The organism is Duganella sp. Root336D2 (genome assembly GCF_001425005.1).
Classification (GTDB): Bacteria; Pseudomonadota; Gammaproteobacteria; order Burkholderiales; family Burkholderiaceae_D; genus Rugamonas.
Window position 1 is genome coordinate 1,112,835 of the sequence record NZ_LMDB01000012.1, and the last position, 13,427, is coordinate 1,126,261.

Genomic DNA, 13,427 nt, shown 5'->3' on the forward strand with positions numbered 1-13,427 from the left:
ACCCCGAAGTGGACATTTAGAGTGCGTCGGCGCCAGGTGCGCCGAACAGTTGCTCTTTGAGGTGGTGCAATTGATCCCGCACCTGCGCTGCCTTCTCGAACTCCAGGTTCTTCGCATGGTCGAGCATGAGCTTCTCGAGCCGCTTGATCTCTTTGCTGATCTGCTTCTCGCTCATGGCCTCGTACTTCGCCGCTTCCTCGGCAACTTCCAGCTGCTCGCGTGCCGCTGAGCTGTAGACGCCATCGATCATGTCCTTGATGATCTTCTTCACGCCGCGCGGCACAATGCCCATCTTCTCGTTATAGGCAATCTGCTTGGCCCGGCGCCGCTCGGTTTCATCGATCGCGCGCTTCATCGAGTCGGTCATATTGTCCGCATAGAGCAGGGCGACACCATTCAGGTTACGCGCCGCACGGCCGATGGTCTGGATCAATGAACGCTCCGAACGCAGGAAGCCTTCCTTGTCGGCGTCGAGAATCGCCACCAGCGACACCTCAGGCAAATCCAGGCCCTCGCGCAGCAGGTTAATCCCCACCAGCACATCGAAGGTACCGATACGCAGGTCGCGCAGGATTTCCACGCGCTCGACCGTTTCCACATCGCTGTGCAGGTAGCGCACCTTGATGCCGTGGTCGCCCAGGTATTCGGTGAGTTGCTCCGACATGCGTTTGGTCAGCGTGGTCACCAGCACGCGTTCGTTCTTTTCGATGCGGTCGTTGATCTCGCCCAGCAGGTCGTCGACCTGGGTGCGGGCAGGGCGTACGATCACCAGCGGGTCGACCAGGCCGGTCGGGCGCACCACCTGCTCGACCACGGCGCCGGCATTCTTCTTCTCATACTCGGCAGGCGTGGCGGAAACGAACACGGTCTGCCGCATCTTGGATTCGAATTCCTCGAACTTCAGCGGGCGATTGTCCAGTGCCGACGGCAGGCGGAAGCCGTAATCGACCAGGTTGGTCTTGCGTGAACGGTCGCCGTTGTACATGGCCGAAAACTGGCCGATCAGTACGTGCGATTCGTCCAGGAACATCAGCGCATCGCGCGGCAGGTAGTCGACCAGGGTTGGCGGCGGCTCGCCTGGCTTGGCTCCGGACAGGTGGCGCGAATAGTTCTCGATGCCTTTGGTGAAGCCGACTTCCGCCATCATCTCCAGGTCAAAGCGCGTGCGCTGTTCCAGGCGCTGCTCTTCAATCAGCTTGTTCTCGCGGCGGAAGAAATCCAGGCGGTCGCGCAATTCTTCCTTGATGGTCTCGATCGCGCGCAGCACGGTGGCGCGCGGCGTCACATAGTGCGAGCCAGGATAAACGGTGAAGCGCGGGATCTTCTGCTTGACCTTGCCGGTCAGTGGGTCGAACAGCTGGATCGATTCCAGCTCGTCGTCGAACATCTCCAGGCGCACCGCCAGGTCGGCGTGTTCGGCCGGGAAAATGTCGATGGTATCGCCGCGCACGCGGAAGGTGCCGCGGCCGAAGTCCATCTCATTGCGCGTGTATTGCATCTGGATCAGGCGCGCGATGATGTCGCGTTGCGACACGCGGTCCTTGGCGCGCAGCGTCAGGATCATCTGGTGGTATTCGTTAGGGTTACCGATACCGTAAATCGCCGACACGGTGGCCACGATCACCACGTCGCGCCGTTCCATCAGCGACTTGGTGCAGGACAGGCGCATCTGCTCGATGTGCTCATTGATCGACGAATCTTTTTCAATGAACAGGTCGCGCTGCGGCACGTAGGCTTCCGGCTGGTAGTAATCGTAGTACGACACAAAGTACTCGACCGCATTCTCCGGGAAGAACTCACGGAATTCGGAATACAACTGTGCGGCCAAGGTCTTGTTCGGCGCGAACACAATGGCCGGGCGCCCCTTGCGCGCAATCACATTGGCCATGGTGTAGGTCTTGCCGGAACCGGTCACGCCGAGCAGGGTCTGGAACGACAAACCGTCGTCGATCCCCTCGCACAGCGCATCAATGGCGGTCGGCTGGTCGCCGGCCGGAGGGAAGGGTTGGTGCAGCCGGTACGGCGAATCTGGGAAAGTGATAACTTCCGCTGCCGGAGCGGCTGTATTTTGGGAATCAGACATTAATGCAGACCTTTGATAGAATATGCGATTGTCGGCGGCCCTGACCGGATATTCTTCGGGTGCCGGCTTGTTCTTGCTTCGACCCGCCCCGAAACGTTACCAATCTGACCATGACGAACTCTTCCGTTTTCAGCGCCATCGAGATGGCCCCGCGCGACCCGATCCTCGGCATCACCGAAGCCTTTAATGCGGACGCTAACCCAGCGAAAATTAACCTGGGCGTAGGTGTCTATTATGACGACAATGGCAAAGTGCCGCTGCTGAAGTGCGTGGAAAAGGCGGAAGCGATCCTGATCGAACAGCACGCCCCGCGTACCTACCTGCCAATCGAAGGCCTGGCGGCCTACGACAAGGCTGTGCAAGAGCTGGTATTTGGTGCCGACAGCGCCGTAATTCAAGAGAAACGTGCAGTGACCGTGCAGGCACTGGGCGGTACCGGCGCGCTGAAAATCGGCGCCGACTTCCTGAAGCGCTTTTCGCCGGATTCCGAGGTTTACATCAGCAACCCAAGCTGGGAAAACCACCGCGCGCTGTTCGAAAGCGCCGGCTTCAAGGTCAGCAACTACGCTTACTACGACGAGACCACCCATGGCGTGAATTTCGCCGCCATGCTGGCTGCGCTGAAGGCCATGCCGCGCGGCGCCATCGTCGTGCTGCACGCCTGCTGCCACAACCCGACCGGCGCCGACCTGACCCAGTCGCAGTGGGACGAGGTGATCGCGGCTGTCGTCGCCGGCGGCCTGGTGCCGTTCCTGGACATGGCTTACCAGGGCTTCGGCGCTGGCATCGCGGAAGATGGCGCCGTAGTGCGCCGCTTCGCCGCTACCGGCGTTGCGCTGCTGGTGTCGAACTCCTTCTCCAAGTCGTTCTCGCTGTACGGCGAGCGCGTGGGCGCCCTGAGCGTGGTGGCAGCTTCCGCGGAAGAGGCTTCGCGCTTGCTGTCGCAACTGAAGCGCGTAGTGCGCACCAACTACTCCAACCCACCGGTCCACGGCGGCAAGGTCGTGGCAACCGCCCTGGCAACCCCGGAACTGCGCCAGATGTGGGAAGATGAACTGGCCGGCATGCGCGTGCGCATCAAGGAAATGCGCGAAACCTTCGTGCAGAAACTGAAAGCCAAGGCTCCGGGCCACGATTTCGACTTCGTGCGTGAGCAGATTGGCATGTTCTCGTACTCCGGCCTGACCAAGGAGCAGGTGGGCAAGCTGCGCGAACAGTCGATCTACGCTGTGGACACCGGCCGCATTTGCGTGGCTGCGCTGAACTCGAAGAATATTGATGTGGTAGTTGACGCCATCGCCAAGGTACTTTAATATGCTGCTCTCTGATCGCAACGCGGTCAGAGAATGATCCCTGATAGCTCAGTCGGTAGAGCGACGGACTGTTAATCCGCAGGTCCCTGGTTCGAGTCCAGGTCGGGGAGCCAGAATATAGAAAAGCCCAGCCTTAACCGGTTGGGCTTTTTGCATTCCAACGCACTGTATTTCCTTCTGTTCGTGATGCAGCACCGGATGCCTGGCTATCAGATACCCTGGCCGGCTCTCGCGCTGTATGTGGTCTATATACCATTATTGATTGCTAACTACCGTCTCGCCTGGAAGTAGGCATTTGCAAAGAGCTGGTTGACGAGCACAATTGGCGCAGTTCCCGGCCAAGGAAAAAGCGCGCGGCCGGACCCTGCCGCACCTTCCGGTTTATTTGAAGGCCTGCAATCTCAACGAAAATTTCAGGCCGTACGGGTTGAAGGTGTTAGTTCCGGGCTCGTACTGGAGCATGGGCGGAGTAGGAGTTGATTTCGTCGAATACCTCACGATTGACGGCAGGGTGGATACCGGCGGCTGTGCAAGCCTTGACAAGCCGTTACCCGACAATGTGCGGAACATGCTGGAACGCGGCGGGATGGTGTTCTTGAGGTTCCCGCCAACCGGGCGCTTCATGCTGGACTGGCAGGTTGAGGGCAAGGAGATCCACCTGGTGCCGCGGGCCACCGGAACGTTGAAAATCCAGCTCTAGTGCGAAACGTGGTGCGCAAGTTCAACAGTGCGCGCCACCAACAGTTGTTTGCGGTAAAGTTGCGAGAAAAATAATCATTCATTTCCGCAATAGAGATTGCCGCGACACGATGCTGATCAGCCCTCCATTCTTACCCGCCCGCGCAGCCGCGGTTTCGGATCGCACATACGTTGAAAACGCGATGCCCGTGGCGGCAACCAATTGCCCCGGAACCTCGATCCCCGAAGGCAGCTTTCCCGTCAGCCTGAACCTCGGATGGCATGGCGGGACGCACGTGCACGTGCCGACCGCCACGCCAGTGCTGCCGGCGCGCGCCATTGCCGACGGCGAGATTGTGTTCGCGCGCCGGCCGACAGCGGCAAATGCGGATGCTGCCCATGCGCAGAACTACAATCCTTACGGCGAGACCGCGGCATGGACGGACAATGGCATGGTCATCATCCGCCACGTCACCGACATTGGCGATGGCGCCAATGCGACTGATGTGACCTATTACTCGCTCATCGCCCACCTGTCTTCGCTCAGCGCAGCCTGCGGACGTGTGGCGGATGGTACGGCGACTCCCGCGCAAAGGCGTATTTCGCGCAAGGACGAAATTGGCGCTGCGGGCAGGGTGTATGGTGCGGCCGATCACGTCCATGTCGAAATCCTGTGCGACGACGTCGCCCTGCGCCGTCTTGCCGGGCGCATCACCGGCGACCTGGCTGTCACGGCGCATGGACGGCGCGACGCGGTCTATGGCGAGATTTATTACTACCTGCCGGCAGGGACAGGGTTTTTCCAGAATGAGCCCGCGGCAAACCGAACTACGCCAGCCGGGGCGGCCGCATATACGTCGACCGATCCTTTGATCATCGGCATACGCTTTGGTGAAGGCGATGGCAACCATCCCGGCGATATGACGTTGACGACTTACAAGCTGGATGGCGCGACTGTTGGCGCAGCGGCGATCAGGGTAGCCGATGCTGAATACGAGTTGCTGATACGCGCTACAGCCATCAGGGCTGCTTTCCCTGCAACGGGCGCGCGGCCAACAATCAGTGCCGTTTACGACTTGCTTCGTTTCGGCCGTATCATCGGTCCCGATGCGCTGACGCCTGCCACCACGCCGCATTGGCGCCAGGTCAATTATCCCGGCGGCAGCGGCTGGGTAAACCTGAACGCGGAACACGTCTTCAAGTTCAGCGATGCCGATTTTCCGCACTGGCGCGGCTGGAAGTTCATCGATGACGATGTCGACGATAACAGCCAAAGCAACTCCGCGCTGCTGGTAGCGCGCATCGAGGACGCAGCCAACGCCGATGGCAGGTTGACGCGCGACGAGTTGATACGCCAGATGTCGCTGCCGGCCGTGCGCAAAGCATTGTCGCGTACTGTTTGCAAATTCCCGAGTGAATGGAATCGCGACACCATCGCGGCGCGTTGGGGCTGGCTGCAAACCGATCCGGATGCCGGCCTTTCCGCCGAAGACTGGGCGACCTTCCAGCAGCATGTCAGTGCACTGACTGTTCCTGCTGCCGACTTGCCGGTGCCGCTGCGCGGCGCGCATTGGCATTTCCATCCGCAGGAATTCATCGCGCACATGCGCCAATGCAGTTGGCTGAGCGCAGCCGAAATGGCGCTGACGCTGCCGAAGCACATGTTCTATAACGCCACGGGTAATCCGCGCACCGCGATTACCACTGCCGGTGCAACCTATACGCTGACGCGGCAGACTGCAACGACGCGCATGGCGACGCACAGGACGCCATTGAACGTCTGTATTCGCCGCTACATCGGCAGCAGCCGCAAGCGCCTGGCAATCTTCATCGCGCAGGTCACGCTGGAGACGGCGCAATGGCGCAGCGGCGGCAATATGTGCCGCCTGATGCATGAGTGGTATTACGGGCAGCATTCGTCGGCCAATCCGGCCACGCAGTACTACACGGCCTTCTATGGCCGCGGCATCATGCAGCTTACCTGGGCCGGCAATTACAAGGAGTATGGCGAGTTCCGCGCCTTGCCGAACCATACGGGGGCGTATGTCGAGCGCCTTACGCCTGCGTCGCATCGCATTACGGCGACTTCCCGGCATTACCTGTCCAACCCAAACGACGGCGGTACGCTGATCACGTGGAGCCCGCGTTTTGATCCGGACTTTATCGGGGAAGATCCGCATTCTGCCTGCGATTCGGGAGGGTATTATTGGATCAGCAAGCACTTCGATGGCCACACCAATATCAACCGGGCCTGCGATGCTGCGTTTACAACGACGGTTGTCGGGCGCGTCAATCGCCTGGTCAATGGCGGCGGCAATGGCTATTACGAGCGGCAGGCATACGCCGCTTACCTGATGCGCTACCTGACGGAAGACGTATCAGTCGACGTGACGCGCCAGATTACCCTGCCGGCGCCAAAGAACGCTATCACTGTGAATTTTTCAAGGACATGACATGCAAGGAATGATGAAGACAATTACCGCCATGCTGGCAATCGCTGCCGCCGCCGGCTCGGCAAATGCCTGCGCTCAAGCGGCAGATCCAGGCCGGACCGAGTTTTCTCCCGCCAAGGGAGTGCAGGCCGTATTGACCGTGAAGGGGCAGGAGGTGCAGCTCAATCTCGACGGCGAGGGCATGCAGGCGACTGAAACGATAGCCGTCGAAACCGAGAAGAAGCTGCGCATCAAGGTTGAAGATTACAACTTCGATGGTTACAAGGACTTCGCCATTTCCCACACCGATGACGGGATGGGAACGTATGAGATTTCGCAGGTCTACGTCTACTCGCCAAAGGAGAAGAAGTTTGTGGCGCTGGCGCCGCGCTGCGGTGATGAGTTTATCAACCTGGCCGTCAACAAGGCCAAGAAAACGCTCACCAATTCCTACATCGTCGACAACAAGTATCGGACTTGCCAGGCCAAGTATTGAGCCTCGCTATTCCGACTCGAGCTTTTTCAGGATTGCGGCAGCATTCGTGTTGCCTGGATCCAGCTGCAGTGCGCGCTGGTAGGCGGTAAGGGCTTTGGCCTGGTCGCCAAGGCCCAGGTGCAGTTCTCCCATCGAATCGTACAGGTTGCCGTCTTGCGGGAACAGCTCGATTGCGCGTTGCAGGATCGCGATGCCGATGGCAGGGCGGCCCGCTTCGGCATACTGGTAGGCGAGCCGATTCAGGCCGTCGCCATTCTGGGGTTTGCCGCTTTGCTTCAGCAAGGCGCCGAAGCGCGCTAAAGCGGCGTCCGCATCTGCGCCGGTGCGGCGGATTTCTTCCGCCAGCAAGTCATGCAGGGCCGGTTTGGGCTGTGCCACGGCTTGCCCATACAGCGCGTCGGTGAAATCGCGGCGCATCTGGTAAATCTCCGGCCCCTTATTGCCATTGCCTTCGTTGAGCAGGATGACGACCAGCTTGCCGTCTTCCGGGTAGCGTGTGACCAGCGTGCGGAAGCCGTTACCGTTGCCGCCATGCTCGTGCACCAGGCGCGGTTTGCCGGCAATGGTGCGCGTCCCAACCAGCCAACCGTAACCGTAACCCAGGTCTCCCCACACATCGTCCTTGATGTAGGCGGTGAACATCCTGCGTTTCGATTCTGGCCTGAGCAGGGTGTCGCCGGCCAGTGCGCGATCAAGCTTGAAAAAGTCGCCGGTGGTGCTGGCTACGCCGCCGCCGGCGCCGATATTGGGTATCCAGAGCGGGTCGGCAGGGCGATACTCGCCGAGCGCCCGCACATAGCCGGAAGCCTTGCGTGGAATGATGCGGTCCGGCGCGTCATAAGCAGTGCGCTGCATGCCGGCCGGGCGCAGGATCATGCTGTCCAGGGCTTCGCTGTAGGTCTTGCCGGTCTGCTTTTCTATCACCCAGCCGAGCAGCGTGTAGCTGGAACTGCTGTAGTGGCCCTGGCTGCCCGGTTCGAATTCCAATGGGTGGTTCATGATGGCGAGGAAGTCGGCCCTGGACACTTTTTCGCCAAGTCGCTTAGCCCAGAAACCCGGGTAGTTCGCGTAGTCGACGATGCCGGAAGTATGGTTCAGCAATTGGTGCAGGGTGACGCGATTGCCAATTTCGGGACGCAGTTCCGGCACGTATTTTCCGATCGGATCTTCCAGCCGCAGCTTGCCTTGCTCGGCCAGTTGCAAGATCAGCGTGGCGGTGAATTGCTTGGTCAGGGAGGCAATGCGGAAGGCGCTGTCCGTGGTGTGCGGGATCTGCCATTCGCGGTTGGCGAGGCCAAAGGCGCGGTGGTAGACCACCTTGCCGTGGTCGGCGACCAATACCGATCCATCCAGCTGGCCGAGGGCGTGATAGCGGGCGGCGAGGCGGTCAATGTCAGCGCTGCGGTCGGCTTTCGCGGGCAGGGCGGCCAGCAGGAAGAGGGTGATCCAGATTTTTCTCATTCGGCAACAATAACACAGTGCAAAGTTTGTTTGCTTTTTGAATATTGGTCCGGCCAAAACAAAGGCGGTAAGTCCGAATGTTGTATTTTGGTCCGGCCAATTGACGATCAATTGAATTAAATGCATCCTGTGCGCTCCTCAAACCAGAAAGCGAAGGAGACAAGCGCATGAAAGTTACACAGCTCAAGGTAGTCTTCCTGGCGGCCGCAGTCGCGGCAGCCACATCTGCAGTTGCAGGGCCGATTGGATATGGCGCCGCCACGACTGGCGGCGGGAGTAAGTCGCCGGTCAATGTCGCCACGCTGGCCGATGCCCAGGCGAAAATCAACGCCTATACCGATAATTCGGGCCTGGTCCTGCGGTACACCGGCAAATTCGATTACAACACCATCACCGACGTGTGCGCGCAGTGGCAAAAACCGGCGCAGACGCTGGAAATCAAGAACAAGAGCAACATCACGCTCATCGGCGCCAGCGATTCGAGCGCCAACTTCGGCATCCACATTGCAGGCAATGCGCACAACGTGATCGTGCAGAACATGATGATCGGCCTGCTGCAGGGCGGGGAGGCGGCTGATTCGATTTCGATCGAAGGCATGTCCTCCGGCCAGCCAAGCAATATCTGGATCGACCACAACACCATCTTCGCGTCGCTGACTTCCTGCCCTGGCGCAGGCGATGCGTCGTTCGACGGCGGCATCGACATGAAGAAGGGGGCGCACCACATCACGGTGTCTTACAACCACGTGTACAACTACCAGAAGGTGGCGCTGAACGGCTACAGCGACAGCGATACGGCCAATGCGAATGCCCGCACCACCTACCATAACAATCGCTTTGAGCACGTTAAATCGCGCCTGCCGCTGCAGCGCTTCGGCATGACGCACATCTTCAATAACTATTTCAATGATGTGCAAACGTCCGGCATCAATGTGCGCATGGATGGCATTTCGCTGATTGAGGCGAACTATTTCGAGAACGTCAAAAATCCGGTCACTTCGCGTGACAGCAGCCGTATCGGATATTGGGAGTTGCGCGACAACTATGTGGGCAGCGGCATTACCTGGGATTCCCCGAGCGGTGCAGTCAATGCCACCAGCTGGGGCAGTACCCAGTCGTATGGCCCGACCGGCTATTCCTATACCCCGCTTGCCGGGGCCAACGTGAAAGCCAAGGCAATTGCCACTGCCGGGGCGCGTACCAACCTGGCCCAGTAAAACAGGTGCCGCCGCACGTTGCGGCGGCAACTTTTTTGCTTTTGGGGTGGAATCAGTTATTCTTCAAGTTATCTATTAGATTTAATCCGGAGCATTTGAAGAATGATTACAAAAGAAGAACGGGTGGTGTACGGTACCGAGGACCTGCTGACTACCCTGTGCTCATCGGTCACCCGCGTCCTGAACCTGGCTTCGCAAAGCCGGATTACCTACTCGGCCATGGTGCAGCGTATCACCAAGGTCGGCCTGAAACCTGATATCGGCTGCTTCGTATTGTTCGATGGCGGCTTTACCGGCCTGGTCGTGCTGAACTTCTCGGCCGAGGCGGCGATGGAGATTTACGAGCGCTACATGCTCAGCATGGGAATGCCGAAGTCGGAGCTGGCCAGTTCCTTCACTTCTGACGAAGTGGCGAACATCATGGGCGAGCTGATGAACCAGATCGTCGGCGACTTCACCGGCAAGGTGCGCGGCGAGCTGCATACCAACATTACCCAGAACCAGCCGAAGATGCTGGTGCTGAACAAGCAGGTGACGCTGAGCGTGGATACGCCGCTGGACCGTCCGGAAATGCGCCGCGTCTCCTTCTTCACCGAGCGTAACAATATCTTCTACCTCGAGTTGGCCATTGACCGTACCGAGTTTATTAAGCTGCACGACTTCGAGAAGACCGAAGTCGAAGATCCGGATACACTGCTGGAACGCGAACAGGCTGCGCAAGCGGCTGCCGCACCTGCTGCGGCTGCTGCCGTCGCGGCAGATGATGCAGACGAACTTTTGAAGTCGCTCGGCATGTGATTTAAAATAGGCTTTGCAAAAGCCGTAACGGCAGTTATAATATTGCCTCTTTTCCCTGATAGCTCAGTCGGTAGAGCGACGGACTGTTAATCCGCAGGTCCCTGGTTCGAGTCCAGGTCGGGGAGCCAGAATTCAGAGAAGCCCAGCCTTAACCGGTTGGGCTTTTTGCTTTGCGGCGTCGTTGAGTGGGGCGGGCACTAAGATCAGGTCCAAAGCGCCTTCGCATGGCGTGGGCCGTCAGCAGAACGAACCCGATCGCCAGCGAAGTCTAAACTTACCTTCTGCTACAGCTTCGGCACTGGTGCCTTTCTATGCGCTTCGATTTCCTCGGCTTCTTTGCGCTTCATGGTTGCATGTGCTGCTAACAACTCGGGTTCACTGGTCGCGAAGTCGGTGATCATCACTTCAATGCTTAGGTATTCCTTCCCGTTGTTGTTGGAATCACCGAGCGCGACACTGACAGCAACCCGGCAGTTCTGGAAGCGCGGGGTGCCAAGCGATCCGGTGAGATTGACATTGCCGCGCGCCTTGCACTCGTCCAGATCCGAATTCTTGCTTCCGTACGCATAGCCTGGCCGGTAAGCGACCCAGTTCATGTCACCCGAATACTGGCTGGTCGGTGCGCCATATTTTTCCGTCAGCGCCTTTTTGATTTCCTCGCTCACCACAGGATTGTTGAAACGTTCCTTGCGCCGGATGGACAGCACCTTGCCCGATTGCGGACCATAGCGTACATCGATCATCGGGTCGGACCAATATGGCGAATTCTGCCCCGATTTTTTTATGTACATTGTGCTCAACAAGATTCCCGGGAGATGATTACCGAGTAAATGATTGTGGGTTCCGTCCAGCTTGTATCCCTGGCTGGTCAGCACTTTGTCGACCTGCTGACGGGTGTCGCCGATTTTCACGCCCATCGTTTCCAGCACTTTGGGAACGGCATAATTGCCGGGTTGGCCAGGTTCGAGCATCGCCTGGTTGGCGTTGTTGCCGTTGTCCGGGGTGGACGTGGACGCCTGCTGCTGCGAACCAGCTTTGACGCCGTCCTTGACGAGCTGTTTCAGATCGATGCCGGCGGCTTGGGATGCCAGCGGGGCCGCCAGCGCAATGGTGGCGAAGAGTAGCGACGCGGGTGTCTTCATATTTACGGCCTCAGGTTGGAGAAATCACAATGAATTACAACACGAAATTAATAATTTTGCAATTTTCCAGAAGGCCTTGAGGGATCACCGAACTGTTAATCCGCAGGTCCCTGGTTCGAGTCCAGGTCGGGGAGCCACGAATTTGTAGTATCTCGAAAACCCAGCCCTAACCCGGTTGGGTTTTTGCGTTTCAGAGCCCGTTTATTTGCGCATAGTGGGCCGAGGTGAGGCCGCTGGCAGGTGGGGATGGGCTACCCCTGGGGCTGGGGCTCGAGGGCGCAGCGGCGTGGCTAGTGTGACGCTCGGATGCCGGGCATAATTGTTTTGGTCGGAGCTGCACAACTTTTTCCATAACTGGCTTGTCAAAGTTCCAAACACGATGCAGAATTGGCTTATGGTGCTAATGCGTCTAGGCTTCCCGGCCTAAGTTTTGAGCGGCTTGAACGGGATCCAAAATCAATCATCCAAACACACTGTTCCATGGTGTTTTCCTAGTCGGACGCTAAACGCTCATCGTCCTCAAGGGAGATGTTCGCCATGAGCAAGTTCAAGCAATGGTCCAAGATCGTACATTCGATCCTCGCCAAACAATGCCCGTCAATTAAGCGGGGCCAAGTTCAAGAGATATTGTCGGCGGCGTTTGGCCACAATACTTATGCGTCGTTGCGGTCGAATGACTTGGCAACACTGGCAGGCGGGGCTAAATATATTCTGGTTGCGCACGATCAGGCGGTCATCCGTGCCCGAGAGCTAGGCATCTCGATTTTGCGAGCAGAATGGGATGCAGCATTTTTGCGTCTAAAGCCAAGTGGAGTAAGCGGCGACAGATGGCTGATATCAGAATGCGAGATGCATCGGGCGGCGCATGTAGCATTCGAAGATTCCGCGCACGAGGACTTATACAGAATTGCGGGCATGGTTGGAGCGAAGGATGGGCACTGGTGTGGGGTCACCTTTGACACATCCAACGTTGGGCTACTCCCTGATCAGTTGACGTTTAATGTCAAGGGGGAGGTTCATGCCTTCAATGATGAGGGATGCTATTTTGCAATCCCCGTTAGAGCTGACGTCGCATTTCCTAGAGTTGGTCGTCGATTCTATGGGCAGGGTGCCGTCTTGGCTGTGGCGCAAAGCGGCTCACCAAAAGAGTTTGAGCCCGAATTTGAACCTGATTTCTACGGAATGTCCGAAGATTAGTATCCGTCGCAACCTGCTGGGTTATTTGCATTCTTTTTTGATCTCCGGCGATCGGATAAGTCTTTGCGGTGCTCTTCTACAATCGAATAAGGAACTGTTTCATGGCTTACTATCTTTATCAATGCGCTAGTTGCTACACAACACTGTATGGTGATGCGTTGCCCTACGGTGCTTCATATACTTCGGTAGTCAATGGTCAGCTTTGCTCTACTTGTCAGTCTGAGCAAGTTCGGCAACAAGATGATGATGACGATGACGATTGAATTTGACTGAGAACGAAATATACATATCGGATCGTGCTTCGCTAAACTGCCGCAAACTGGTTTGCGTGGACCGTTGTTGTGAAGTCCAGGTCGGGGAGTCAGAATTCAGCAGCATGCCAAGAGCCCAGCCCGAAACCGGTTGGGTTTTTGCGTTTCAGGGGGCCGTTTATTTGCGCATATTGGTCCGAGGTGACGCCGTTGGGCGGTGGGGATGACGTGGCCTTGGGGCTGGGCTCGCGTGGCACAGGTGTAAGCGTCAACGCAGCGCCGTCTTGAGCGCCACGCTACTTTAACCGATGATGTTCCCAACACCGCTGGGAAGCGGAGTTTAAACGCCGGCGAATTTG

10 protein-coding genes and 2 tRNA genes are annotated in these 13,427 nt (G+C 58.0%); 9 read left to right on the forward strand and 3 right to left on the reverse strand.

The window, feature by feature from the left end:
* Nucleotides 1-16: 16 nt before the first annotated feature.
* Nucleotides 17-2,083 carry an excinuclease ABC subunit UvrB gene (gene uvrB / locus ASD07_RS15205; RefSeq protein ID WP_055931680.1) on the reverse strand — a complete coding sequence of 689 codons (2,067 nt, stop codon included), beginning with the start codon at nucleotides 2,081-2,083 and terminating at the stop codon, nucleotides 17-19.
* 110 nt (nucleotides 2,084-2,193) lie between these two features.
* Here uvrB and ASD07_RS15210 point away from each other — a divergent pair, with 110 nt between their 5' ends.
* The 5 genes from ASD07_RS15210 (at nucleotide 2,194) to ASD07_RS15230 (ending at nucleotide 7,002) form a co-directional block, all read left to right on the forward strand.
* Nucleotides 2,194-3,396 (forward strand): amino acid aminotransferase, encoded by a 1,203-nt coding sequence (locus tag ASD07_RS15210; protein WP_055931683.1) that lies wholly within the window; start codon nucleotides 2,194-2,196, stop codon nucleotides 3,394-3,396.
* 37 nt (nucleotides 3,397-3,433) lie between these two features.
* Nucleotides 3,434-3,509: transfer RNA gene (locus ASD07_RS15215), tRNA-Asn, on the forward strand.
* A 209-nt stretch (nucleotides 3,510-3,718) separates the two neighbouring features.
* Nucleotides 3,719-4,096 (forward strand): hypothetical protein, encoded by a 378-nt coding sequence (locus ASD07_RS15220; RefSeq protein WP_055931686.1) that lies wholly within the window; start codon nucleotides 3,719-3,721, stop codon nucleotides 4,094-4,096.
* Between the two features lie 181 nt (nucleotides 4,097-4,277).
* Nucleotides 4,278-6,527: a M23 family metallopeptidase gene (locus ASD07_RS15225; RefSeq protein ID WP_055931689.1), complete on the forward strand. Its 2,250-nt coding sequence runs from the start codon at nucleotides 4,278-4,280 to the stop codon at nucleotides 6,525-6,527.
* Nucleotides 6,528-6,537: 10 nt separating this feature from the next.
* Nucleotides 6,538-7,002, forward strand: coding sequence for a hypothetical protein (locus ASD07_RS15230; protein WP_055931692.1), 465 nt, complete (start codon nucleotides 6,538-6,540; stop codon nucleotides 7,000-7,002).
* A 6-nt stretch (nucleotides 7,003-7,008) separates the two neighbouring features.
* Here the strand turns inward: ASD07_RS15230 and ASD07_RS15235 are convergent, their stop codons facing one another.
* Complete coding sequence (locus tag ASD07_RS15235) at nucleotides 7,009-8,463, reverse strand: serine hydrolase (RefSeq protein WP_055931695.1); 1,455 nt, start codon at nucleotides 8,461-8,463, stop codon at nucleotides 7,009-7,011.
* Nucleotides 8,464-8,630: 167 nt separating this feature from the next.
* Here ASD07_RS15235 and ASD07_RS15240 point away from each other — a divergent pair, with 167 nt between their 5' ends.
* From ASD07_RS15240 to ASD07_RS15250, 3 genes are all read left to right on the forward strand, one after another.
* Complete coding sequence (locus tag ASD07_RS15240) at nucleotides 8,631-9,680, forward strand: polysaccharide lyase family 1 protein (RefSeq protein WP_055931698.1); 1,050 nt, start codon at nucleotides 8,631-8,633, stop codon at nucleotides 9,678-9,680.
* 102 nt (nucleotides 9,681-9,782) lie between these two features.
* Nucleotides 9,783-10,478 carry a DUF3334 family protein gene (locus ASD07_RS15245; RefSeq protein WP_055931701.1) on the forward strand — a complete coding sequence of 232 codons (696 nt, stop codon included), beginning with the start codon at nucleotides 9,783-9,785 and terminating at the stop codon, nucleotides 10,476-10,478.
* A 52-nt stretch (nucleotides 10,479-10,530) separates the two neighbouring features.
* Nucleotides 10,531-10,606: transfer RNA gene (locus tag ASD07_RS15250), tRNA-Asn, on the forward strand.
* A 156-nt stretch (nucleotides 10,607-10,762) separates the two neighbouring features.
* Here the strand turns inward: ASD07_RS15250 and ASD07_RS15255 are convergent.
* The gene (locus ASD07_RS15255; protein WP_055931705.1) at nucleotides 10,763-11,620 is read right to left on the reverse strand and encodes a hypothetical protein; all 858 of its coding nucleotides are present in this window, start codon (nucleotides 11,618-11,620) and stop codon (nucleotides 10,763-10,765) included.
* Between the two features lie 537 nt (nucleotides 11,621-12,157).
* Here ASD07_RS15255 and ASD07_RS15265 point away from each other — a divergent pair.
* On the forward strand, nucleotides 12,158-12,817 hold the full coding sequence (locus ASD07_RS15265) for a hypothetical protein (protein WP_156398000.1): 660 nt from the start codon (nucleotides 12,158-12,160) through the stop codon (nucleotides 12,815-12,817).
* The last annotated feature ends 610 nt before the right edge of the window (nucleotides 12,818-13,427 follow it).

What these genes read in the sequence shown, in the direction of transcription:
- ASD07_RS15210 (WP_055931683.1), top strand. Translation starts at nt 2,194, where the DNA reads ATGACGAACTCTTCCGTTTTCAGCGCCATCGAGATGGCCCCGCGCGAC.
- ASD07_RS15225 (WP_055931689.1), top strand. Translation starts at nt 4,278, where the DNA reads ATGCCCGTGGCGGCAACCAATTGCCCCGGAACCTCGATCCCCGAAGGC.
- ASD07_RS15245 (WP_055931701.1), top strand. Translation starts at nt 9,783, where the DNA reads ATGATTACAAAAGAAGAACGGGTGGTGTACGGTACCGAGGACCTGCTG.
- ASD07_RS15265 (WP_156398000.1), top strand. Translation starts at nt 12,158, where the DNA reads ATGAGCAAGTTCAAGCAATGGTCCAAGATCGTACATTCGATCCTCGCC.
- ASD07_RS15255 (WP_055931705.1), bottom strand. Translation starts at nt 11,620, where the DNA reads ATGAAGACACCCGCGTCGCTACTCTTCGCCACCATTGCGCTGGCGGCC.
- ASD07_RS15235 (WP_055931695.1), bottom strand. Translation starts at nt 8,463, where the DNA reads ATGAGAAAAATCTGGATCACCCTCTTCCTGCTGGCCGCCCTGCCCGCG.
- uvrB (WP_055931680.1), bottom strand. Translation starts at nt 2,083, where the DNA reads ATGTCTGATTCCCAAAATACAGCCGCTCCGGCAGCGGAAGTTATCACT.
- ASD07_RS15230 (WP_055931692.1), top strand. Translation starts at nt 6,538, where the DNA reads ATGATGAAGACAATTACCGCCATGCTGGCAATCGCTGCCGCCGCCGGC.
- ASD07_RS15240 (WP_055931698.1), top strand. Translation starts at nt 8,631, where the DNA reads ATGAAAGTTACACAGCTCAAGGTAGTCTTCCTGGCGGCCGCAGTCGCG.